Source organism: Bacteroides pyogenes DSM 20611 = JCM 6294, from assembly GCF_000428105.1.
GTDB classification, from domain to species: Bacteria; Bacteroidota; Bacteroidia; order Bacteroidales; family Bacteroidaceae; genus Bacteroides; species Bacteroides pyogenes.
In genome coordinates, this window is record NZ_ATZH01000045.1 from 1 (window position 1) to 25,208 (window position 25,208).

The following is a 25,208-nucleotide window of genomic DNA, read 5'->3' on the forward strand; positions in this document are numbered from 1 at the left end:
TTTTTCACTAAGCCATAAACAAGCAAGAAAATAAGATAGATGCTAAAGATTCCCAAAGCATAGTATGCTTTATACCTGATATTTACCTTTATATTTTTCATGTAGTGATTCTTTTATGATTTTACCCCAAAAACATAGTTGATATTTATTCTTTTTCTAATCTATAACCTTTATTTTTTATAGTTTCAATAATCAACCCTTTTCCGTCAATTTTCTTTCTCAAAGAGCTAATTATATTTCGTAAAGCTTCTTCCATAAGTGTGTCTTGCCATACTTTTTGCAGAATATCTTCTAAGGAAACGGTTTCAGACAGGTGGGCAGCTAAAAGGGTTAGAACTTCATTTTCTTTATTTGACAAATGCTCTTTTTTATTTCCAAAGCGAATGATACGCTCGTTTGGAATGAAAGTGCACTCGCCAAATTGATATTGTTTGTCAACGGTTTCCGACATTTTTAGTGCAGCCTTCACGTGTGCGTCTATTTCGGAAATAGCCAATGGTTTTTTCAAAAAGAAATTTGCACCTATTTCTAATCCTTCCACCACATCGGCGGGCGATTTGCTTTCGCCACTCATAAAAATAATGGGAACGACTTTATTCGTAGAGCGGATGTGGCGGGCAACGCTTTTACCGTCAGTTATACCATCTAAATTTATGTCTAACAACAGAATATCTACGACTTGACTATCGAACAGTTCGATTGTTTTTTCGCCAGTGGTGGCGGTAAGTACCGTAAATCCGTTTTGTTCAAAATGCCATTCAACAGCATAAGCAAAATCTACATTATTCTCTGCTATGAGTATTGTATTCATATTCAATTTGTTTTTAGTGGGATGGTTATCAAAAACTTACTGCCTTTTTCTTTCACGCTTGCTACACTTACATGACCATTGTGCAATTCGGCGACCCATCTAACATAGCTCAATCCCAAACCAAAGCCGTATTTTTTCTGAGCCGAGTTTCCACGATAGTATTTTGTGAAAATATGGGGCAAATCAGCCTTATTTATTCCAAAACCATTGTCGGATACAATGATATTAAAAAAAACTCCGTCAATCTCCGTAGATAGATTTATTGCAACTTCGTCGCCCGAATATTTAGCGGCGTTTTCTACCAAGTTTTTTATGGCGTTCGGTAAATGTACATGGTCAAACGCTAGATTGAATGTTTCGGGTGTAAATTTCGTGTTGAACCGTATAGGTTTATTTGCCAGAATAGTTGTATTTTCAATAATTTCGTTGATAAATTCCACTAAATTTCCCAGTTGCCAATTAGCTTCTTGCTGTGTGTTTTCGGAAAAGGAGCGCTCTACAAGCGAATTTATCAGTTGGTTTAAGTTGCTTAAATTCCCCTTAATCCTGCCAATTACTTCGTTTCGTCGTTTGGCGTTTTGCGAAAAAGTTTCGTTTTCCACTAACTCTGTCATTGACAATGCGCTTTGTAGTGGATTTCGCAGTTCGTGAACTACACTATCCGTAAAGTCTTGGCGGATTTGTTCGATTTTCTTCTGCTTAAAAATAATCTTCAACTGATATACTAATGCCACGACGACCGCGATAAGCATCAATCCGGATAAGGCAATGTAGAAAAACATCTTTTGAAAAATAAAACGAACAGGACTACTGAAATAGACTTGCGCTTCTCTTTGATTGTCTATTTCTTTTCGGTCTGTAAAGCGTTGATATTTCAACCTGTTGATATCTGCTGTTTGTGCAATTACAGAGTCTGCTTCTATAGAGTAAACAATTATTGCATACTCTGTTTGCAAATCATCGTTGATTAAAAAAGAATTATAGATACTATCTAACTCATTAATGTCCAGCTTCTCACCTGAAATAGCTAAACCTGTTACTTTGTACATTAATTTATCGAAAGATAGCTGGTCAGATTTATATTTTAGTTTTATATCTGTGGTACTTTCCTTCTTATCTTCGGGATTAAACTCAATACTGAATTTATTCTCTAAATTCCTGAGTTTTGATGTCCTGTACGTTTCTACCGCTAGCTCAAATTTCCCTTCGAGCATAGTATCAAGTATTTCGGATAGATATTTATACTGCTGAATCAAACTGAAAATTTGAAAAAAAACAACAATTATTACGGATGCGATAACAAGCCAGCGTAAAAGTAGATTTTTCTCAGATATTTTTTTGTGATGTTTCATAGTTGAAAATAATACAATTATAGCTACAAAGATAACAAAAATGCCTAATAGAGCTATTTTTAGGGGAATAAAAGTTATGTTACTATGTGCCAATTTACTCTATATAATGACAGTGTGATGTTATCGTGATATTGCTGTTATAGGCATTTGCTGAAAGTGGCTATACTTTTGCAACGTCAAAACAAAGAAAGGACGTCGTCTTTGTTTTGACGAATCAATTAAATTATAAATTTTCAAATAGTAAAAAATGGATAAATTATTTTTAGCAAATGATGTTCTAACATCAGAAATGGAGGAATTGTTTGGTGGTAAAAAGGTTACCATCGTGGTTATCAGAACGAATTCTGATGGAACAAAAACAGAAGTTAGATTAGAATACGAAGTTTAACTCTACTAAAATTACTCTTTGCTATATAGCAAAGAGTAATTTTCTTATTTCTTTTTATTAAACATTAAGTTATTGACAATGAGATATTATAACTTGATCATAATTTTAATGATTCCCATCTCTACATTTTCGCAGATTTCTTTATATACAATTTCCGGAAAAGTGTTAGATGAGAAAAATAATACCCTTCCTTTTGCCAACGTAGCTGTTTATAATTCAGATAAAAGTTTGCAAAATGGCGTCATTACGCTAGACGATGGTAGTTTCACTATTGAAAACTTAACAGCTGGAACATATACGCTTTCCATTTCATTTGTGGGATATACAACGCACAATGAAACGATAGAATTACAGCAATCGAGGGAGTTGCTGGAAATAAAACTAAAAGAGGATGCTTTAAGCTTGCAGACTGTGCAGGTTATGGGTTATCGTAAATTAATTAAAAGTGATAATGGAAAAACAACGCTCAATGTTGAAGGCTCTATGCTTGGTTCAATGCCATCTGCGACAATGATTATGTCTTTCGTGCCGGGTGTAGCGTTACAAGGAGAGAAAGTGGAAGTTATAGGCAAAGGTACACCGATTATTTTTATTGATGGACGTGAAGTGAAAAATCAGAGTCAAATTTCCACTCTGCAACCCGAAAGAATCAAGAGCATTACGGTAGATAGAAATCCGTCAGCAAAATATGATGCACGCTACGCTAGTGTGATATTGATAGAAACTATTCCGACAAAAAAACAGGAGTTTTCGGCACAACTTGTTCACGGTTCTGCAATGGGAAATCGTTATAGCCACACAGAGCGAATAAATATTAATCATTCCACTGGAAAATGGACGAATTATTTGTCATACCGATACAAAAATGAGCAAGGGAAAGAAGGCGTAGAGGTGTTTCAAAACGTTTGGCAAAATAACATTTCTCAAAAAAATAGTTATGATGCCAATTTGATACAAAAACAACATTTAAATAGAATAACATTTGGAAGTAACTTAAAAATCAATGAAAAACACAGTGTCGATTTACAATATTTGCTGAACAAAGACAAAGGTAATTTTGAAGTGCAAGGCACTGAATCCTTGTCAGGATTAATTAACTCACATTATTCTGTAAAAAGAAAAGGAAATGACTATAGTTTAAAGCACAACGTTAATTTCAACTATCGTTGGCAAATAGACAGTTTGAGTACTTTCAATTTTTTTACCGATTATGCACATATTGGTAACAAAGATGTTGAGTTTGTAAAAAACATCGTTCAAAATACAAACGTTACCGAAAGATACGTGTTGAACAACCACTCTGCGTTCAATACTTACGCTTTGCGTGCAGAATACGGCACAAAACTGTTTGGCAGTTTCGATTTTAATGGGGGAGTAAGCTTTTCTGAAATCCAAAGCAATACTCATTCAATTATTGACAATCTGCAACAAGAGAATACCGATAATCATTCACAACTAACCGAATATACAATTTCAGCATATAGTACGTTGGGAAAACAAATCAATCGTTTGTCTGCAGAAATAGGTTTGCGTGGCGAACAAAACAGAAGTGATTATTTGAAAAACGGGCAATCCGTTTTTGGAGAAACTCGTGTTCTTACAAATTTCTTTCCTTCTCTGGCGGTTTCGTATCGTGCATCGGACAATGCTCGATTGAGTTTTAATTATGCAAGCAAAATCAGTCGTCCTCGTTTTAGCGACCTTGACCCGTCTGTCAATTATTTGAGTAGTGTGCTTTATGAACAAGGCAATCCGGAATTATTACCAGAGATTAGACACTCTGTTTCATTGGGCGTTTTTTGGGGGAGAAATCTAAATTTAAGTGTGGGGTATTCACATAACCAAAATGCCATTGCTTATATCATTGAACGAGACAAAAGCAATCCGAATATATTGATAAATCGTAGCGTAAATATAAAAAAATCAAGTTTAATAGATTTGAACGCATTTTATAGCATTTCGAAAGGCAAATGGCAGTCAAATTTGATTGGAAATATATCTATTCCGTTTTTGGAATATCCATATCAAGGCGAAGTCAAAACGAACAATATTCCAAGATTTCAATTTGTAACCACCAACATGTATATGGTTTTGCCAAACGTGTTTTTGATGGGTAATTTCATGGTTCAAAGCCGTTACAGCCATCTGAACAATCAAATGTCTCCTACTTATAACTTAGTTTTGGTTGCTAATTTCGTAATGTTCAACGGGAAAATGACACTCACTATTTTCGGAAATGATTTGTTAAAAAAATCACAGTCAAACACTTATTCCGAATGGGGGAATATAAGTACGGGACAAAATCTACGTCCTAATAGCCGTGAGATAGGCTTGAGCTTAAAATTTAATTTAAATAAATTCAAATCAATTTTCAAGCAAAGCGAAAGCAATAGCGATATTTTGAAAAGAATTGAGAAAGAGTAATTTTATTTCCTTTAATGATAAAGATGTTTTATAAAATAAAAAAACGATTTCCTATCTGCATACAGCATGATGTAATGGACTGCGGTGTAGCTTGTGTGAAAATGCTGACTGATTATCACGGACAGTCGTTTGCACTTGATGAATTAAAATCAATTTGTAACCCTACGCGCGAAGGTGTATCGCTGTCTAATGTGGCAAAAACTTTAGACAGTGTTGGCTACGCCACTGTTGGAGGACGATTGTCTGTTGAACGTTTGGTGGATAAGGCACCGTTGCCATGCCTTCTGCATTGGAATCAGGAACATTTTGTCATATTGTATAAAATAGAGAAAAAAGGTAGAGTATTTCATGTGGCTGACCCTGGCATTGGCTTATTAAAATATAATAAAAAAGAATTTACGGAAAATTGGTGTTCTACCAAAGTAGGCGATGAAGAAAAGGGTATAGTATTGGTCGTGGAAAAAAAAGCAGATGTTACCATTAATGGAACAAAAGATAAAAAGAACATTTTCACTACTCTTATTCCGTATTTTTTTAAATATAAAAAAATCTTTGCATTATTGTTATTGGGGTTGATTGTGGGCAGCATTATTCAACTGTTTTTCCCATTTCTTACACAAGCGATTGTTGATGTGGGGATTAAAAACAGCAATTTGCACTTTATCAACACTATTCTCGTAGCCCAATTGATATTGTTGTTTGGTAAAATGATCTCTGAATTTGTTCAAAATTGGTTGTTGTTGCATATCAGCACACGTGTTAATATTTCTATGCTCTCCGATTTCATAATCAAGTTGATGAAACTACCTATGGTTTTTTTTGACACAAAACTCACAGGAGACATTCTTCAACGATTTGCAGATCATAAACGATTGGAGAAATTTATTACTGTCCAGCTTTTAAATGTCTTATATGCTGGGATTAATTTCATAGTTTTCGGAGCCATTCTATGGTTCTTTAATTTTATTATTTTTGTCATATTTCTCATCGGAAGCCTTTTGTATATAGGATGGTTACTGCTCTTTATGAGAAAACGAAAAATCATCGACTATCAGATATTTGAGCAACAAGCAATAAATGATAACCGAACATACCAACTAATACAAGGTATGCAAGAAATAAAACTGCAAGGTTGCTCGCACCGTATCCGTTGGGATTGGGAAGATATACAGGCAAAGTTATTCGATATTAACATATCCGCACTCAAATTACGACAAAGTCAAATGGTAGGAAGTGTTTTTATCAATGAAACAAAAAACGTACTTATCACATTTATGGCTGCCTATTCTGTAGTTTTTGGTTCATTATCCATCGGAATGATGTTGGCAATACAATATATAATAGGGCAGTTGAGTGTTCCAGTTGAACAAATAGCCCAGTTTATCTACAATATGCAGGACACTAAAATTAGTTTGGAGCGTATAACTAATACTATTGAAAAAGACGATGAAAATAAAAATAGGAAACTACAAAATCTTAGCAATGAAACGGAACGTATTTTGTTGGACAATGTGTCATTTTCTTACGAAGGTACGACTACACCTACGTTAAAAAATATTTGTATGAATATTCCACAGGGAACTACAACGGCTATTGTCGGGGCGAGTGGTAGTGGCAAAACAACATTGATCAAATTGCTTTTGCAATATTATAACATTAAATACGGAAAGATTTTAATTGACAATTATAATCTTAATGATATTGATACGGATTCTTGGCGGCAACAGTGCGGTGCGGTTATGCAGGATGGCTTTTTGTTCTCGGAAACCATTGCCCGAAATATTGCTCTTTCTGATGACATTATAGATACAGAAAAATTAGCTTACGCAGCAAAGATGGCTAATTTAGATGAATTCGTGAACCGACTTCCACTAAAATATAACACAATTATCGGGCAAGAAGGACGTAGTATTAGCCAAGGACAGAAACAACGTATTCTCATTGCCCGAGCAATATACAAAAATCCTCAATATCTTTTTTTAGACGAAGCCACAAATGCACTTGATGCTACTAACGAAAAAGAAATCACTAATAACCTTGCCGATTTTATGCGGTCGAGAACAGTATTTATCGTTGCACATAGGCTGAGTACAGTGATGAATGCCGACCAAATAATAGTGTTACATCAAGGTGAAATAATTGAAAAGGGTACCCATGCCGAGCTTGTGAAGGCACAAGGATATTATTACAATCTGATAAAAAATCAATTAGAATTAGGAAATTAAAAACACTCAATAATATGGAAAAAATAGAACTACGAAGCGAAAAAGTACGCAATATTATCGGGGCTGTCCCTCCCATATTGGTTCGTATTGGTAATATTTGTTTGATAACGTTGCTGGCTACTCTTTTTACACTTGCATATTTTATAAAAGTACCCAATGTGGTGGATTGTAATGTAATTGTAGATGAAAGTGATAATGATACGAGATTACTCATATCTTCTTGTTCAAAGATAGTTAATAAAATAATACCCAAAGGAACGATGGTTTCTGTTTATAAAAATAATGATTTGCTTTTTACCGCAACTCTCAGCCAAGACTTAGATCATATAGGCTTAACAGAAGATAATTATGAAGTCTCATTACCTATTGAAGTTCCCGAAAATATCATGATAAATAATACAATACAGTTAGAACTAAAAAACAATGCATCTCTAAATGCAAAGATTGAGTTAGATAACCATTCTATTCTACAAAATGTGTTTAGTAAATAAGATAGATGGACAGTAAGGAAATTCACGAAAGTGTATATTTTCTGACGCAGTCCGACGATATCCTGTTAGATGGTTTGCAGATTAGTTGTTTGTCATCATCTGTAATTAGAATCTTTATCCTGTGGATAAAAGACACTGTCTAAAATTATTGCTGTCCGCTAAACCATAATTATCTTGCCCCAACTCGTTATTTATCACGTGTTGGGGCAAGATAATTATGGTTTAGCGGACAGCAATATTAATAATTAGTTTCCGGCAACTACTATCATTCCCAAACCAACCAGGAAGAAGATAAACATCAAGGCCAGTAGTTGATTAACAGATTTTGTTGAACCTTTAAATTCTTTCCAGATAAACACTCCCCAAATAGCGGCAATAAGTGGTGCGCCTTGTCCTAGTGCATAAGATACCGCCGGACCAGCTTCGCCTGATGCGATATAGCTGAACGCCGAACCAAGCCCCCATATCGCTCCACCAAGCATTCCGTATATATGAGTTTTCGTGTTTCCTTTAAAGTATTCGGAGTAGCTGACTTTTTCTCCAACAAAAGGATATTTCATTACTAATGTGTTGAAAACAAAATTGCTTAGTAATACGCCTATTGAGAAAACAAAGATGGCAGAATAAGGAGTCATCATTCCTATAGCGGGTGAATTGAAGTTTTCTACGTCCATACCTTTCACTACGAATCGGTAGAACAAAGACATCAGTACACCGGCAATTAATGCAATGATAATTCCCTTTTTGTTGTTTTTCCTGCTTTCTTCTCCCTTTTGCATTTTCCCGGAGGCCACTCCATTGCAAATGATAGCAATAACAATGAGAGCTACACCGCCAAATAAAAGCAAAGGATTACCAGTTGGAATTCCCAGATAATTGACGATTACCCCTAATACCAATGCAATGCCAACCCCTAAAGGAAAAGCAACAGACATGCCGGCCAAGGAGATGGATGCTGAAAGAAGAATGTTTGAAGCATTAAATATTACGCCCCCCAAGATGACCCAGCCGATACTGTCTCCTGATGCTTGTCCCAGATCTTCCAGAAATGAACGTCCGGTATCTCCATGGCTACCCATTGTAAAGCCTAGTAAGATGGTGAACAATACCATTCCAATCACATAATCCCAATAAAAAAGTTCATAACGCCAATTTTTGGAAACTAGTTTTTGGGTATTACCCCAGGAACCCCAACAAATCATGGTTACGATGCAGAATATAACTGCCAATAAATAACTGTTTACTGTGAACATACTATTAGTATTTAATTGTTAAACATGAATTCTGTTATTTAAATATAGTATCCAATCTTCCCAATAAGTGAAAACATTGGCTTCCTTACATTTTCTTGACCGGAACTCATGTTCCAGGTCCGATTCTTTCAAAAGGATATGTATATTACTACTAAAACCATATTCTTTTGATTCAGGTAGTATCTCTATCCAGCATCTGGGATATCTTTTGTGAGAGCTGACTGCTTTTATAAGATTTTGAGCATCATTCTCGTTGCCGATGGCATTTACACAGACTATGCCGGTAAACAAATTTTCTCTCTGAATGGCTTCTATACCTTCTTTGATATTATCTCCCAAAGTGATTAAAGCCCGCATACGTTGGGAACCTCTGATGCCGGAGAGTTGCTTTTCTATATCGGAAATTGTTTCTGACAGGTCTGTGTTAGCTTTTACGAAGCTAAGAACAGCAGGCCATGTTTTATTCTCATCTACCATTTGATGAAACTGACTGACGAGAACCTTTTGCTGTTGTTCGTTGATTTCTCCCTGTACATAGATAATAGGATATTTTCTTGTGCTTCCTTGAGCCTGTTCCGGATAATAGACCGTTGCATTGCCCATTTGGATAAACGGAGTCTCATTCGGAAGACTACTCTCACTATTTCCTGACTGCTTCCCATTGAAATATTCGTTTATGAATCTGAATGCTTTGGGCAGTGCAGTATTCCAGCAGGTGAAATCATGTCCTCCTGAACGTACTTCCCATTCGTGAGGTATTTGTCTTTCCAGTAATAATCGGTGCAGTTCTTCATTACTTTCGCAAAGAGTACCTTCTTTATCTCCAATATCCAGCATGATGCCAAATCCTTTTAAATTGGAATTGCGGAGGGTGGAAAGAATGTGGTAGGGTGAATGTTGTTTATAGTAACTGGTTAGGCGCTGGTTACCATTTTTTCCTACTCCTCCGAAAATTCGCCCCCATTGATTGTCCCATCCTGTTTGTGGCTCTTCTTCCATGTATTGTTTTTCTGTACGGATGGATGACGATAACGCAACGACAGAGCCAAATAAGTGGCGGTTGCGCAGACTAACGGATAATGATCCGAATCCTCCCATAGAGAAACCAATGATCGAACGTCCATTAATATCCTTGCGAGTGCGATAGTTGCTCTCCATATATGGAACCAATTCTTTGATAAAGAAAGTTTCATAAAGGTAACTGCCATCATAAGTGTCACTGTAATAAGACAGGTAACCGTCAGGAATAACCATAATGAAAGGTTGAATCTTTCTTTCTTTTATCATTTTGTCCATTACACGGGCAACGTTGCCATATTCGAGCCAACTGGTATAATCACCTCCTATTCCATGAAACATGTATAAGACAGGATATTCTGTATCTGAATGTTCATAACATTCCGGTAAGATAATGGAGTAGGAGACTTCTTGCTTTAGGGACGGACTGTAAATACTCATCCCTTCTTTTTCTATGGGAAGTGCCCAAGCTCCATCTATACCTGATAGAAATAGGATAATATATAACAGTATCTTCTTCATTTCATTTCTTTATTAACTGTTCACCAATATAATAACTCATTGAATAAATTCCTGTTTGGGCGGACTGTTCACTATCCAGTCCGTTTCTGACACGATATTGCACCGGAGCTTCTGCATCTCGTAATCCATTGAACAGAGTAAAGATACTATTGTAGTTGCTGCCTTCGTCTGTTATGTCCAAATAATAGATTTTGGCACGATTCTCGGCAGAAAGGTTGATAATGTCTGCGTCTTCTGCAAAGAAAAAGTTGATAGCAGGGGCATTGCCTGTTGACTGATTGTATAAGTAATCAGCTTCTGAACCGTATGTTAATCCTAATCTGAAATCTGCATTGCTTTCCGTATGAATCGTCTTTTCCACGGCATCGGTAATAGTTGAAAAATTTGTTTCATTTTGAATCATTTCTTTCACATTAAAACCTGCGATTATCATACGTTTGATTTGTATAAGAGAATCTAATGCCACTGCTACCTTTTTTGTTGTAAGATCAACATTCCCTTCTCCTTTGCTGTAATAAAGAACTTTGTAAGTTAGTTCGGAATTATAGTCATCAGGTAACCATAGTTCGATATTGGAATTACCCACTTTTATGTTTTTATTAGTAGCATGTAATTCCTCTGTGATTTTTTTCAGAGTTTGCTGCGGATAGCTTTCTCCTTTGAATGAACGTTCGATAAAAGGCAGTGCCTCTTTCATGGATTCACGCCAATAACTGTCAGTGTGGGCACCGTTCCGTACACGATATTCGTGCTTGATATTTTTGTCCCGTAATAGAGAATGTAATTCACCGTTTCCTGCATATAGTCTTTCTTCATCATCACCGCAGTCTATGTAATACCGTACTGTTTGAAATGTGGAACTTGGTTTTTCCTTGAAAAAGTGTAGCGGACATTGGCTTTTATAATAGCTTGTCAGCCTGCTTGTTCCTGTCTGGCCGCTTCCTCCGAAGTTGTTTCCCCATTGAAGATTCCAACCGTCTTGTGACAAAGAGATGTATTGTTCATCTGTATTTAGAGAGGGACTTAATCCTATTGATACCGAGAATGTTTCAGGATGTTGCGATGCTATACCTAATGCCCCGAAACCTCCCATAGAGAATCCGGCAACAGCTCTTTCCGTCTTACTGGCTGTTGTTCGGAATCGCTTATCAATCAAGGGTACGAGTTCATTAATGAACATATCCATATAGTTGAACTTACCGTCATAGCGGTTGCAAAAATAAGAGTTGAAACCTTCCGGCATGATGTAGATCAATGGGCGAATACTACCATTACTGGTTTGCGCATCAGCTATGCTTTGAATATTCAGACCTGAAGGTCCCCATGAATTTTGATTCCCTCCCCAGCCATGTAGAAAGAAAACTACTCCATATTTACCAGTGTTTCCCGATAGATATTCTTGAGGCAGTAATACGGAATATTTGATTTCTTGTCCTAATATTTTGCTGTAAAAACTTTGATCGGGATTATAGCGTTTGGTAAACAGTTCCGGTGTCTCGGTCTGTTCGCTTTCGGACGGGCTGTTATCATCAGACGAACATGATGACAATCCGTAGGAAAATAATAATAAGGCTAATAATAGGAGTAGTTTTCTATTCATGGTTTCTCTCTTTTATTTATAAGGATTGATTGGCTCTGCCGGTGTGGATGAATAAACCACCATGTCTTTACATTGAACGGCATATTTTTCATTTGGATTAATCCATTTAATAACTAGTTTGTGAGGTCCTTCCTCTAAATCATAATTATAGAAAATGTCATATTTTCTTTTTATATAGTCATAAGGCATTTCTATGGTTTCTACTTTCTTGCCGTCAATGTAGGCCTCCAAGATGGCGATGTAATTGTCATTACTATCTTTAACATCTTGTCTGATCAGCCCCATTAAAACAACTCCCTTGCCATTGAACTCAAATGTTTTTTCTGTACCGAGATCATATTTGATAACTCTTCTTTCAGAAGGATATAAGCCTTCAAAAGAAACTTCCCATCCTACGGTTTTGGGCTTCTGAATCGTGGTATAGTATTTATCTCCTTTTATTTTTCCTCCGTTTGCTTTTAATACGTCACTCAACAGTTTGAGATTAATGTCGTATACAGAACTTAAAGAGATATCTGTGTAGGGGAACTTAAAATTTTCACATCTTTCGAGTGCCGGTTTCCAGTATTCGGGGATAGCCTTGTAGCCTTGTATGACTCCAAGAATTCCTGTGGCAGTTGCCGGGTTACAGTCGGAATCTTGCCCGCAACGAGTAGCTATATCCATTGTTTTGAAAAAGTCGCCGTTGCCATATAAAAGTCCTATCACACAATAAGCTGCATTGATAGTGGCGTCAATGTTAAATGCATTGAATACCCCTTCCGGACAGCCAATTTCAAAAGCATGACGGTTTTCTATTTCCAGCCAGCATTTATGCCAGTCATCGGGATATTGTTTCCAATATTTAATAACGTCTGTGATGCAACGGTGAAATTTACTTTGTTCGGGTATTGTTTTAAGAGCTTCCGTGACAATTGTATAAATGTCGTTATTTACGTAAGCCAATGCATACATTGCTCCCATGTATACACCTCCATACCATCCGTCGCCGTAGTTCATGATATGTCCTATCTTATCCGAAAAATCGGAGGCGGTATTTACCATTCCCGGACATATCATTCCAATGAAGTCTGCTTCAATCTGGAAATCAATATCGTCAGCGTGCGGATTATTTTTCCAATGTCCGGATGCCGGTGGCATAATACCGTGTAATATGTTATATCTGGCTGCCTGATTGGCATGCCATAATTTGTAATCTGCATTTGCAAAGGCTTTGGCAAATGATTCGGCAGGGGAATTTATCCCTTCTTTTTGCATTACTTCCAGAAAGGTAAGATCCATATATACATCATCATACAATCCCGGATCTTCTGCAAAGATGTCCTTGCAATAGTCATCATACCAGGTTATTGGAGTTTTCTCATGAATGATCGCTCCTCTGTATTTAAATTCTGTAGGACCGCCATAGGTGCATCCTATGGTTTGTCCCGCCCAACCTCCTTTAATTTTGTCGAGCAGTACCTCTTTGCTTATTTCAACTGTTTTTCCATATTCTATTTGTGTCATCCCCGGTATGGAAAAGGTAAATAGTAGAATGATGTTAATCAGGACTTTTTTCATCTTAACTTATTTATTAAAGTAAAATCTATCATGTTCTTTTTTCTCTGAATAATACATTATGTCGTTGATACGAATAATGTAGTCTTTTTTGCGGTTCAACCATTTCATTTTAACATGGTGTCTTCCTTCCTTCATGAGGTATTTCCAAGCCGGTTCTACTTTGCGGTCCGTATTTCTCATGGGTAAAGCTGCTACATGGTCCAATTCTCCGTCAATCCATATTTCCACTTTAGCAACGTAAGGGTCATTGGGCTCTGCCAATCCGAAGACCTCGGAACCGATGTGGCGTGTAGATACACGATTGATATAATCGGGAGTAATACTTCTTGTGCAGCAAATGTTGCCCCATATAACAAATCCGTTGCCATTGAAAGCAAATTCGAACGTATCTGTCAGGAAGCAGTCTTTGCGTTCTCTATAAAGTGGATAGGTGTTTTCGAAATTTTGTTCTAAAGGAAGGACGTTTGCCTTTCTGATTGGAATTTCTATTTCCCCACCAGATACTTTACCACCTGTTTTGACTATGAGTTGTTTAGCTTGATCGAAACTCATTTGATATGCTTTTGCCAACGACATATTCGTTCCTTCAAATGTAAAGTCTTCTACTTCTTTCAAGGGATTTAGCCAGAATGAAGGGATTTTGTCATACCCGTACATGACGCCGAGTACACCGCCGACTGTAGACGGGTTACAGTCAGAGTCTTGTCCGCAGCGTGTTGCAATATCGATAGAGTTGGTGAAGTCTCCTTTACCGTAGAGTATAGCTAATGCTACGAAAGCGGAATTGAGCTTGGCGTCAATATTAAAGTTTAGAAATACGCCTTTGGGACAGCCTACATCGCAGTTCCATTTTTCTTGCAGGAAGTACCAGCAATCTTTCCAATTGTCCGGGTGCAAAGAATGGAAATTAATTACATCCTGAATACATTGATGGAATGTACTCTCTTCAGGTATAACAGAGATTGCGGTTTTTAGAATCGTTTCAGGACTTTTTTCATAGAAAGCGGAGCTATAAAGAGCTGCTACGAAAGCACCACCATAAAAACCGTCACCACTGTTCATAATGTGGCCTACTCTTGATGCGATATCCAATGCCTCCGGCAGCATTGCCGGAGCCATTAAGCCAATGAAGTCTGCTTCGATCTGGAAATCCAGATCGTCTGCATGTGGGTTATTCAACCAATGACCGGAAGCCGGTGGCATGATACCTTGGCGGATATTATATCTACCTGCTTGGTTAGCATGAGCCAAATGATAATCAGCAAATGCAAATCTTTTGGCAAGTTCTTCTTGTGAACAATCCAGGCCAAGTTCGTCAAATGCTTCAACAAACGTGCAATCGTTATAAATATCATCGAATAAGCCGGGTTTCTTTTCCCACCAATATTTTACGTAACCTTCCGCCCAAGGGATCGGCTGGTAATCTTGAATATAAGTTCCCGTGAACTTAAACTCTGTAGGTGCTCCGAAAACAACACCAATGGTTTGTCCGGCCCATCCTCCTTTAATCTTATCTAAAAGTTCTTTATCAGATAACTTTAAGGTTGTTACAGACTGGGCTTGTACGGTGAGAGCAAAAAGCCCTATGATACATATCGTAATTATTTCCCTCATTTTTCTCCTCCTTTATTTCTCGTAAACTCCTAGTTCGGTGATAGAGATGAATGATGATACATTCTTTGTGTATTTATGCCAGTGTTCCTGCACTTTTGCATCCATTAATACGCGTATTCCTTTGGCTTTTACTGCCGGGAATTCCAAAACATATTGTGCAAACGGAGGTTGGAAAAATACAATATCGGTTTCGGGAAGTGCCGGAGTTGATTTGAATTTACCTACGTCATACCAATATCCGTCATTTCCAAGATATTGAATGTTTAAAGAAGTAAACCATCCTCCGAATTCCTCCAGACAGCCCATATCTAAAACAAGCATATTAATGTTATGCTCTTCTTTCCAACCGTATCCGAAATAGTCTATTTTAGGCAGATTATTTTTGGCCGCTAATGAATAAAATACAGATCCTACGCCATCTTTGACTCCGTCATTAATTACTTCTACATTTGTTGCGTACATTGGTTTTCCAAAGGTAATCCAGCAAGAATCGAGTACTTCTTCGTTTAGTTTGCGGATATTGGTGTAAATAGTGTCAGCCTTGGAGGCTATATTCTTGGTTTTAACCAATAACTCAAAATCTTTAGTAATTGAGTTCTTGTTATTTGCGCTTAATTGAAGGGTAATCGGATATTTGCCGGCTTCTGTAGGAGTTCCTGCCAGTTTACCGTTTTGGAATGTAACTCCTGCCGGAAGTTTACCTTTTACCAGTTCCCATTTGAAGTCAGCATTTGTTCTGCAGGCAAATGAGTAATCGGTAGACTGTCCGATTTCCAAGTCCGGATTCGGACCGATACAGAATTCCATCGGGGGAATGAATTGTGCTTTTGGATTAACATATACCATATCACCCTTTACTTTTCCTCCTTTGGCACAAACCAGTTCGATTGCTTTGTTGTAAGTACGTTCAATCATGTCTTCAATGGAAGCATCAGGCATATCAAACCTGGTGATATTGATATATCGGTCATTGAAGGGCTTTTCCCAGCCTTCGATAGGTTTGGTCAAACTTTCGGGAAGAGACTTTGCACCGTACATTACTCCTAGAAGTCCGGAGATAGTGGCTGCCTGATTGTCGCAGTCAAATCCCATTGCACAGCTTAAATCCAATGTCCGTTGAAAATCTCCTTCGCCATACAACATAGCCAAAATCCCGCATAATCCGTTCAGATTAGCATTCCAGATTGTTTTTGTCATGGCTGGTTCATCTATGTAATATTTTTTAGCCATGATTTGACGTGCTTTTACCCAATCTTTAGGATATTTGTCATATAAAGCAATCATCTCTTTTACAGCTATCGCATATCTGTCATCAGCAGGCAGTTCTCTCAAGGCTCGTGTAATCAGCTTGCGGATATCCTTGCAGAAAAAAGCGTCAGAGTACATTGCACCATATAGGACAGTGGGAGATACCGCCCACGAATCGCTTGTGATACGGGCCGCCCAGTCACTTTTTCCTGCAGCATACGAAATCATTCCCGGTGCTGTATACGCCCATATCTCGTTAATCAATTGAGGGTCGATCTGATACCAGTGGGGATTCAGTTTTTCGTCACCGGTGAACGGAGGGGTGAATCCAAGATGCATTAATCCGAGTGCAGCCCTATTGGCTAGCCATACACGGTCACGGATATGATACATCCATCCTTCGCGCATATTAGCATATGTAGGTTCTACACCATATTTCTCCATTAATAGTAAGTAGATATACTCAACATCAGTATCGTCATCAGAGAATGCACCATTATACTTCTGCAATTTATCTATATTTTTAGTGTAACCGAGTGGAAATCTGGATTCCGAGGCAGGTTCATCTACAAACTTGTTCTCAAAAGGAAGTCCATATATATTTCCTACCATTTGCCCGATCCAAGCTCCGGCTATTTTGTCTTTTAGCTCTGTCTTTGAAATTTTTTGTGCAGAGATAAATAAGATGTTGATAATTAAAACAAGTAAAAAGATGATTGGTTTTTTCATATTTATCAGGGTGTTGTGGTTAGTAATCTTTGTTTTGAGATAATTTTGGATTTGCATTTAAAATGTCCGTAGGAATTGGAAACACATTTCTAAAAGTTTCTGAGCTTTGGTCAGGGTGTGCCCAATATTTTTTCAGATATTTTCCGAAACGTATCATATCTTCATGGCGCCATCCTTCCCATGCCAGTTCCCTGCCTCGTTCTGCATAAAGTTCATCAATTGTTAGCTCGCTTGTAGTATATGCGTTAAGACCAGCTCTTGTACGAATCTTCTTGAAGTCTGCCAGTTGGACAGCTTCACTTGTTCTGTTTTGTCGTACCAAAGCCTCTACGTACATTAATACAACATCGGCATAGCGGAAGATGGCAAAGTCGTTGTCCATACTGACTGTATATTCTTTTAAAGAGCCATCAGTCTGATAATGCCATTTCCAGCAGCGTGCACCGTCGTATGTACTACGTCCACCGTTGCTATTGTAATATTTTTCTTCGGGGAAAACTGGGGTATATTCAAACCCAAGTTCCTTTCCACTTAAGTCTAGTTGAGGACCGTATAACCAGCTTTGACTTCTACGAATATCTTGTTCATCGTATGTTTGGAAAAAGTCTGGTTGACAAAGAAAACCTGACCATGGAACTGACGGAATATTAAATGTTGCTTGTGATGCCGCCTCCAGTGTCAACGTATGCAGATAAAAACTATTTTCACCGCTAGTATATACTCTATCATAAAGAATTACGAAAATATTTTCTTTAGAATTTTCATTCTTAATATCAAAGTTAGTAGAATAAGAATCTTCAATGCTGTAAGCGTCTATATCTATAATATCTTTACAAGCTTTTTCTGCTTTATCATACATTGAGGTGCCAAACCATGCTTCTGCATTTAGATACATTTTCGCAAGAATGCAGTAAGCCATAGCTTGCGTGGCCCGTCCATAATTAGCATCTGAAGGCTCCCTATCCAAAAACTTGACATTGTTATTAATTTCTTTTTCCAGATAGTTAAAAATATATTCACGACTTTTTTGTTCCGGGTATCCGGTTTCTGTGTAGTCTGTTGTGAAAGGAACATTCCCCCAACAAGACATGGCTTGATAATAGTAAAAAGCACGCAATATTTTCATTTCAGCTACCAGCTTTTCTTTTCCTTCAAATAGAATAGACGACAATTCCGTTTCGTAAATAATCTCATTGCATGCAGCAATGCCATTAAATATCCAGTTCCAACCTTTTGTCAATAGTTTATTTGCAGGTGGAATCTTGTTTATTTGAATTTCCTCATAACGTCCATTGTCGTACCATGAACCTCCACAAGCGGGAACAGTACATTCATCAGAAGCTTGTAGAAGTAGTGTCCATAAACTTTGCTCGGAATTATAACCTTGCAATTTCGTATACGCTCTACCAGCGTTGGCCACTAACTCCTTTTCATTCTTAAAGAAATTATTCATAGCTACTCCAGTGTAGACAGTTTCACTCAGATCAGTGCATCCGTATGATAATATACAGATAACGAAACTTAATATTATATTTGTCTTTTTCATGATAATCTTTGTTTTAGAATACGATATTAACTCCAAAAGTAAATTCAGTTGTACGCGGATAATAGCTCAAGCTTTCCATACCAGGTTCCAGTCCGGAAAGGGCTACTTCTGGGTCAACACCAGAATAACCGGTGATACAAAATACGTTCTGTGCAGTAAGAGATAATCTTAGTTTTTTTATCATTTTGGATGTGAAATCCCAAGTATATCCAACGGTAATATTATCTAGTTTTAAATAAGAAGCATCCTCTATGTACTTGGAAGAATATTTATAGGTCGTGCTTGTAAAATCCGTTTGCGACAACCAATTTGATGATATATTTCTAAGTCCGATACTGCTTAAATTTTCATACAGCATGGCATAGTTATTTAGAATATCTCCACCGATAGATGCACGCAGTAAGAAACTCAAGTCAATTTTTTTATATCTGAAGGCATTACTCCAGCTAAGAGTAGCGTCCGGATAAGCACAGCCAATTTTTTCCCATTGTTCTTCCGGTACGGAACCATCTGAATTTTGTCCTAGCAATACATTTTTGCCATCGGTATCGGTCCCTAACCATATAGGGCCATAGAAAGTCCCCAAAGACTGCCTTTCTATTATACGTTGAGTATAGCAGGAAGCACCGATAGCCCATCCCACTTTGTACGTTCCATTAGTGAATTCATCATTGGTGAACTTTACCAATTTGTTTTTATTATGCGAAATAGCAAACGAGGTATTCCATATAAAATCTCTATTGTTAAAAGGAGTACCAGATATTGTCAATTCCACTCCTTCGTTTTTTATCTTTCCGACGTTTGTAAATAGAGTATTATACACATAGGGAGGAGTCGGTACGATATAGTCATATAACAAGTTTGAAGTATTCCGTTTGTAATAATCTAAAGTGAATGAAAGTCGGTTATTAAACATCGTCATATCAGCCCCAATGTTGAACTCCGCTTTTTTCTCCCATTTCAAATTCGGATTTGCATTGCTCGCAGGTTGATAGGTATTAATCCATTGCCCTTTGTAATAGAATTTACCGGCCGTAGTCATCATTATTAAAGATTTATAATTTGAGAAATCTTGGTTACCGGTCACTCCGTATCCGACTCTTAATTTCAAATCGTCGATCCATTTGACATCCGAGAGAAACTTTTCCTTATTTATACGCCATCCCACACTGACTGCCGGGAACCATCCCCACTTATTATTATCACCAAAGCGACTGGATCCGTCACGACGTAAAGAAGCGGATAAAAGATACTTGTCATTGTAGTTATATATGAAACGTCCGAAAAAACCGATATATGTGTTATCCTCTTTATTGGATGACATGCTGGCTTTGCCTTCAGTAAGATTGGTTCCTGCTCCGATGTTATGAGTCTGGTTGTCATCGAAGTCGAAACCGGAATTAGTCATGGATGCAGATGTGCTATAAGTATACTGGTATGTATATCCGAGTAATGCCTGAATGGAATGTTTTCCGAAAATATTCGAGTAATTTAAAGTAGACTCATATTGTGTATCGTTTTCCTGATAGTTTCCAATATAAGCTTGTCCGTTTGCTCCTATTCTGCTCGGATAATAGTGTGTATAATATTCACGTGTCTCATTTTGTTCCTTATTGTATGAAATAAAGTTTTCCCATTTCAATCCTTTTATAGGCAAGATGTTTAGAGCAGCACGAATATTTGCACCATAATTATCATTTTTGTTCTCCATCTTTCTTTCGTTTATCATTGCTACTGGATTATAGTATTCCATTGCTTTGATACGACTGTAACCTCCGGCATCCAAATCGTTTTCGTCGTAAACTGATTCTGTCGGATTATGTGTAAACGCCTGCATGAAAGCGCTTGTAGAAGATGGGTGATATTTGCGATGGATGATATTAAGATTATAATCCAAATCTATCCACTTGTCCAATAATGACTGACGAATATTAGTGCGCGCCATTAGCTTTTCGGAACTATTATGCTTTTGCAATCCTTCGCTCTTCTCATAATTGAAAGAGGTATGGTGTGAAAACTTCTCGGAGCCTCCAGATATAGAAAAATTATGTTTATGACTAAACGGAGTTTGTGTAATCTCTTTGAACCAATCAGTATCACTATCAAAAATATAACTTTCTAGTTCAGAACGATATTTCTTGATAACAGACTTGTATTCATTTGCCGATAGAGGCTTTGCCCTGCGTGAAACTGTTCCCACTGTAAATTGCCCGTCATAAGAAACTTCAGTTTTACCGCTCCTTGCACGTTTTGTTGTGACAATGATTACTCCATTTGTTCCTCTTGTCCCGTAAATAGCAGCTGCCGAACCGTCTTTTAAAACATCAACCGATTCCACTTCTTGAAAATTGATATTTCTGATATCTGCTCCTACTACTCCATCAATAATAATTAATGGACCTTGACCTGCGGAAAGTGTATTTGTTCCACGAAGTAATACTTCATATTTGGCAGTCGGATCAGCACCGTTCGGGTTGATAATTTGTAATCCTGCCACTTTTCCTTGCAATATTCCCATGGCATTGGTGAATGTTCCGGGATTGAGATCATCTTTTTTCATGCTGGTAACAGAACCTGTAAGCTCTTTCTTAGTGGTGGAACCGTAGCCGATTACTACAACGTCATTAAGTACTTTCGAGTCTTCGCGCAGGTGTATTACAAATTGTGTCTGATTTCCTATTTGCTGTTCTACAGTTGCATAACCTACATAAGATATAATCAGTATATCAGAAGGATTCGCTTTTACATTGAAGGTTCCATCAACTCCTGTAATAGAACCATTTGTTGTGCCTTTAACAAGGACACTGGCACCGATAATGGGTTCATTTGCTTCATCGAGGACTGTACCTCTTATTGCCTTCTGGGCAATAGCATCATTGCTCATCAAAGAAAATACTATTAACAACATACTTGTCAATAGACCGTGGATTGAACATTGTTTTATCATAATAACAGAATTAAGGATGATTATTGTATTTCTTTTCTTAAAGGTATAGATACTTGTGCTCCCATCCTGGTGACAGAAATAGAAGAAGCTTTACTTGCAAATATAATTGCATCTTTTAGATTTTTGCCTTCAGAGAGAGCTACGCACAGTCCGCCACAGAATGTATCTCCGGCAGCTGTAGTGTCTACTGCTTCTACTTTGAAAGCTGGAATGTGGATAAACTCATCATTTTCATAAGCGAGAGCTCCTTTGGCTCCCATCGTAATAATGACAGTTTTTATGCCTTTCGAACTAATATAACGAATCGCTTCTTTTGCCGATTCATCATTTGTAATGTGCATTCCCGAGATGATTTCAGCCTCTGTGACATTAGGAATAAGAATGTCGACATTGGCTAATAAATCGTCAGGTAGTTGTTGAGTAGGGGCAGGGGCGGGATTTAATATAACGGTAATTCCATCTTTTTTCGCCATTTTGGCTGCATAAGTGACACTCTCGATTGGAGTTTCCAACTGCATGATGACGATGGATGCCTGTTTGATGGCAGGTTCTGCATTTTGTATGTCATCAATAGATAAAGTCCCGTTGGCCCCGGAAGCAACAACAATACAGTTTTCCCCTTTTTTGTCGACATTGATAAGAGCTACTCCTGATGGTTCCTGCGGGGTAATTCCTACATAAGTAGTGTCGATCTTTTCTTTGTGAAACATTTCCAAGGTTTCATTTCCAAAAATGTCATTCCCTATTTTGCATATGAAAGTGACATCTCCTCCTAGTCTTGCAGCAGCTACGGCTTGGTTGGCTCCTTTGCCACCATGATTCATTAAGAAGTTTCCTCCCAGAATTGTTTCTCCAGGTTTGGGTAGACGGTCTGATTTGATAACCATGTCCGTATTACTACTACCTATCACTACGATTTTCTTCTTTGTGTCCATATAATGAGTATTAAGTATTAAGGCGAATTGAATCGTAAAGGATGCGCAATCGTTTGCGCAAATATAGAGATTTTTTTCAAAACAAAATATTTTTCTTGCTTTTTTCTCAAATAAAATGTTATTTTTGCAAAAAAACAACCAGTAATGAAGAAAACTCTGATTGATGTATCAAAGAAGACTGGCTATTCTATCTCTACGATTTCCAGAGTATTAAATGGGAAATCAGAAAAATATAGGATCAGCCAGTCTGCTAAGGAGGTTATTTTGCAGTCCGTTAAAGAATTGGACTATCAGCCTGATATAGTTGCGCAAAGTTTGCGCAACAACACGACATATACTATAGGCCTTCTTGTACCGCACATAGATAATCCTTTTTTTGCCAATATAGCAAGTGTTGTCATCCGTGAAGCACAACGTTATAATTATACTGTCATGCTTGTCGATACCCTAGAAGATCCTGTTCAGGAAAATAAGGCTATCGATTCGCTTCTATCGCGTAAGATAGATGGGATTATTTTGGTTCCAACCGGTGAAAACCCTTCTAAACTCGAGGAGATTAGTGCTAAAACTCCGATTGTGCTGATTGACCGCTATTTTGAGAAGCATAATTTGCCATATGTAGCTACTGATAATTATGTAGGGGCTTATCAGGCAACAAAATTATTATTAGAATCGGGGCATAGTAAGATTCTCTGTATTCAGGGACCAAGTATCTCTATAACAACTAAAGAACGTGTGCGCGGGTATCTTGATGCGCTTCGCGAGGCTGGTTATCACGATAATGCAATGATAAGAGGAAATGAATTCTCGATTCAGAATGGTTATATTGAGACTAAGTTGGCTCTGAACTCTACCACAAAGCCTACTGCTATATTTGCGTTAAGTAGTACGATTCTTTTGGGAGCCGTCAAAGCATTAAGTGAGCATAAAGTGAGAATTCCTCAAGATATGTCTATCATTTCATTTGATGATAACTTATATCTGGACTATTTGAACCCTCCTATTACTCGTATTGCACAATCACTGGATAATATTGGCATTATTGCTGTAAAAATGTTGATGCAGAAAATTTTGGAAGAAACAGAGCTTCATTCGGAGATTCTTTTGAAACCTAATATTATAAAACGGGATTCGATAAAAGTGTTAGGTAAGTAGAGTGTCCAGTTAGATGTACCAAGTTTTAGGCTGTATTTCGTAGGATCTTGGTTCTTTCTGTAACTCCGCTTGTAGCCATGTCCTTCCTTGCGTAAGCATCAATGTCCATTAACTAAGCGCTCTTTGAAATTAAATGTTTTAGTAGCATCCTCGTTTATGAATTTTGGATAGAGAATGTAAATTAAACTGTGTCAGCGAAGAGTAAATAAAATATTAACTTTGCTAACACAGTTTTTTTATAAAAGAAGAATTTGATTTTGAAAGTATCAAGAACAAGACCATTGAACAGTTGTAAGCATTCGATGAACTACAGGTGCTAAACCTTTTTATACAGCAATAGCGACTGTCACTATATTGGATAATAGCCTGATTCTCGCCTCAAGATTATTTCAATATTTACTACGGTATAAAATTCCTAATATTTTCAAAATCAGATACAATATCTTTCTCATTCAACCCCGCTTTCACTGCGACTGCGAAAAGATCATCCCCGATTGGCGAAATCCGAATCTGATTCATCATTCAATGAGCGAGACGGTGAGGATATGTATTCCGTCATTAAACAGCTTTCCGAAAAGAGTCTGCGAGATATATCCCTTGTCAGCGTATAGTTTGCCGAATAACCTTGTCCGTCAGCGAATCGATTACCTTTTCGTTACGGTCGTCCACATTGGCTTTGGTCAAGACAAAGTTGATGATCTCACCTTTCTCATTACACAACAAAACATCTTGGCATAATCTCGACAAAACGGTTGTATGAGAAGGTGTGTAGTAATGCTTAAAGCTCCGGAATGAATTGAAGTGAAAACAAATCAGTATGGTGATGACCTCAGTATCCGGCATCATGCGCTTTCGCTTGCGTTTGGGTGCGTCGGAGGTGGATGGAAGTGCATTTTTAGCCATCTCCACTTCAAATTCTCTACAAAAATCGTCTGCAATACAGAAAATTTCAGTAACTTTACTTCCGGTAATCATGATAGGGTATTTGTTGTTTTTCACCTCTAAGATACTAATTATCATTAATATTACCAAAAGAGTCGGCAGCCTTATCAAACTGCCGATTTATTTTGCAAGGGTATGTCTTATCTCGAACTCGCGTTTAGAGTAAACCATCGGATGTTATCCGGCCGGAGGTTTCATTTGGGGAAAAAGCCGTTCCGAAGATGCTTCAACTTCGCCAATATCTGAAACTGTTGCCTGGGAATTACAATATTTTTAATCACTGATTTAGTACCGATTGAAAATCGGATTAAGGTATTTCACTCCTGTTTACTGTCAATGCTGATTTTTGCGTTCTTACAAATGGACTTGAACAGGTTTAGCAAACTCAAACTATTTTCGGGATACAATACAACCTTATCCATGTTGTAGCGAATGACGATTTTATCAAA

General features: G+C 37.5%; 16 protein-coding genes and 1 pseudogene. 5 read left to right on the top strand and 12 right to left on the bottom strand.

Going from position 1 to position 25,208, the window contains the following annotated elements; translation table 11 throughout:
* Positions 1-145 precede the first annotated feature (145 nt).
* The gene (locus C234_RS0111505; RefSeq protein WP_027325893.1) at positions 146-811 is read right to left on the bottom strand and encodes a response regulator transcription factor; all 666 of its coding nucleotides are present in this window, start codon (positions 809-811) and stop codon (positions 146-148) included.
* Between the two features lie 2 nt (positions 812-813).
* Positions 814-2,163: a sensor histidine kinase gene (locus tag C234_RS16830; RefSeq protein ID WP_027325894.1), complete on the bottom strand. Its 1,350-nt coding sequence runs from the start codon at positions 2,161-2,163 to the stop codon at positions 814-816.
* A gap of 247 nt (positions 2,164-2,410) precedes the next feature.
* Between C234_RS16830 and C234_RS17535 the strand changes: the two genes are divergently transcribed.
* The 4 genes from C234_RS17535 to C234_RS17820 all read left to right on the top strand — a co-directional run bounded on the left by C234_RS17535 (position 2,411) and on the right by C234_RS17820 (position 7,691).
* On the top strand, positions 2,411-2,551 hold the full coding sequence (locus tag C234_RS17535; protein ID WP_154656417.1) for a hypothetical protein: 141 nt from the start codon (positions 2,411-2,413) through the stop codon (positions 2,549-2,551).
* 78 nt (positions 2,552-2,629) lie between these two features.
* Positions 2,630-4,975, top strand: a complete 2,346-nt coding sequence (locus C234_RS0111520) for a TonB-dependent receptor domain-containing protein (RefSeq protein WP_027325895.1) — start codon at positions 2,630-2,632, stop codon at positions 4,973-4,975.
* A gap of 14 nt (positions 4,976-4,989) precedes the next feature.
* Positions 4,990-7,200: a peptidase domain-containing ABC transporter gene (locus C234_RS0111525; protein ID WP_248596501.1), complete on the top strand. Its 2,211-nt coding sequence runs from the start codon at positions 4,990-4,992 to the stop codon at positions 7,198-7,200.
* 14 nt (positions 7,201-7,214) lie between these two features.
* Entirely contained in the window at positions 7,215-7,691 is a 477-nt protein-coding gene (locus C234_RS17820; RefSeq protein ID WP_027325897.1) for a hypothetical protein, read from the top strand.
* 245 nt (positions 7,692-7,936) lie between these two features.
* Here C234_RS17820 and C234_RS0111535 read toward each other — a convergent pair whose 3' ends face one another.
* The 9 genes from C234_RS0111535 to rbsK are packed head-to-tail and all read right to left on the bottom strand — an operon-like array spanning position 7,937 to position 22,662.
* Positions 7,937-8,944: a GRP family sugar transporter gene (locus tag C234_RS0111535; RefSeq protein WP_027325898.1), complete on the bottom strand. Its 1,008-nt coding sequence runs from the start codon at positions 8,942-8,944 to the stop codon at positions 7,937-7,939.
* Between the two features lie 18 nt (positions 8,945-8,962).
* Positions 8,963-10,483 (bottom strand): alpha/beta hydrolase, encoded by a 1,521-nt coding sequence (locus tag C234_RS0111540; protein WP_027325899.1) that lies wholly within the window; start codon positions 10,481-10,483, stop codon positions 8,963-8,965.
* A 1-nt stretch (position 10,484) separates the two neighbouring features.
* Positions 10,485-12,083 (bottom strand): alpha/beta hydrolase, encoded by a 1,599-nt coding sequence (locus C234_RS0111545; protein WP_027325900.1) that lies wholly within the window; start codon positions 12,081-12,083, stop codon positions 10,485-10,487.
* A 12-nt stretch (positions 12,084-12,095) separates the two neighbouring features.
* Entirely contained in the window at positions 12,096-13,643 is a 1,548-nt protein-coding gene (locus C234_RS0111550) for an ADP-ribosylglycohydrolase family protein (RefSeq protein WP_027325901.1), read from the bottom strand.
* A gap of 6 nt (positions 13,644-13,649) precedes the next feature.
* On the bottom strand, positions 13,650-15,257 hold the full coding sequence (locus C234_RS0111555; RefSeq protein WP_027325902.1) for an ADP-ribosylglycohydrolase family protein: 1,608 nt from the start codon (positions 15,255-15,257) through the stop codon (positions 13,650-13,652).
* Positions 15,258-15,269: 12 nt separating this feature from the next.
* Positions 15,270-17,234: an ADP-ribosylglycohydrolase family protein gene (locus C234_RS0111560; RefSeq protein ID WP_027325903.1), complete on the bottom strand. Its 1,965-nt coding sequence runs from the start codon at positions 17,232-17,234 to the stop codon at positions 15,270-15,272.
* 19 nt (positions 17,235-17,253) lie between these two features.
* Complete coding sequence (locus tag C234_RS0111565) at positions 17,254-18,780, bottom strand: RagB/SusD family nutrient uptake outer membrane protein (RefSeq protein ID WP_027325904.1); 1,527 nt, start codon at positions 18,778-18,780, stop codon at positions 17,254-17,256.
* Positions 18,781-18,793: 13 nt separating this feature from the next.
* Positions 18,794-21,727, bottom strand: coding sequence for a SusC/RagA family TonB-linked outer membrane protein (locus C234_RS0111570; protein WP_027325905.1), 2,934 nt, complete (start codon positions 21,725-21,727; stop codon positions 18,794-18,796).
* A 20-nt stretch (positions 21,728-21,747) separates the two neighbouring features.
* Positions 21,748-22,662 (bottom strand): ribokinase, encoded by a 915-nt coding sequence (gene rbsK / locus C234_RS0111575; RefSeq protein ID WP_027325906.1) that lies wholly within the window; start codon positions 22,660-22,662, stop codon positions 21,748-21,750.
* Positions 22,663-22,806: 144 nt separating this feature from the next.
* Here rbsK and C234_RS0111580 point away from each other — a divergent pair, with 144 nt between their 5' ends.
* Positions 22,807-23,817 carry a LacI family DNA-binding transcriptional regulator gene (locus C234_RS0111580; protein WP_027325907.1) on the top strand — a complete coding sequence of 337 codons (1,011 nt, stop codon included), beginning with the start codon at positions 22,807-22,809 and terminating at the stop codon, positions 23,815-23,817.
* Between the two features lie 536 nt (positions 23,818-24,353).
* Here C234_RS0111580 and C234_RS16835 read toward each other — a convergent pair.
* Positions 24,354-24,792, bottom strand: a pseudogene (locus C234_RS16835) (transposase); the annotation flags it as partial.
* Positions 24,793-25,208: the final 416 nt, after the last annotated feature.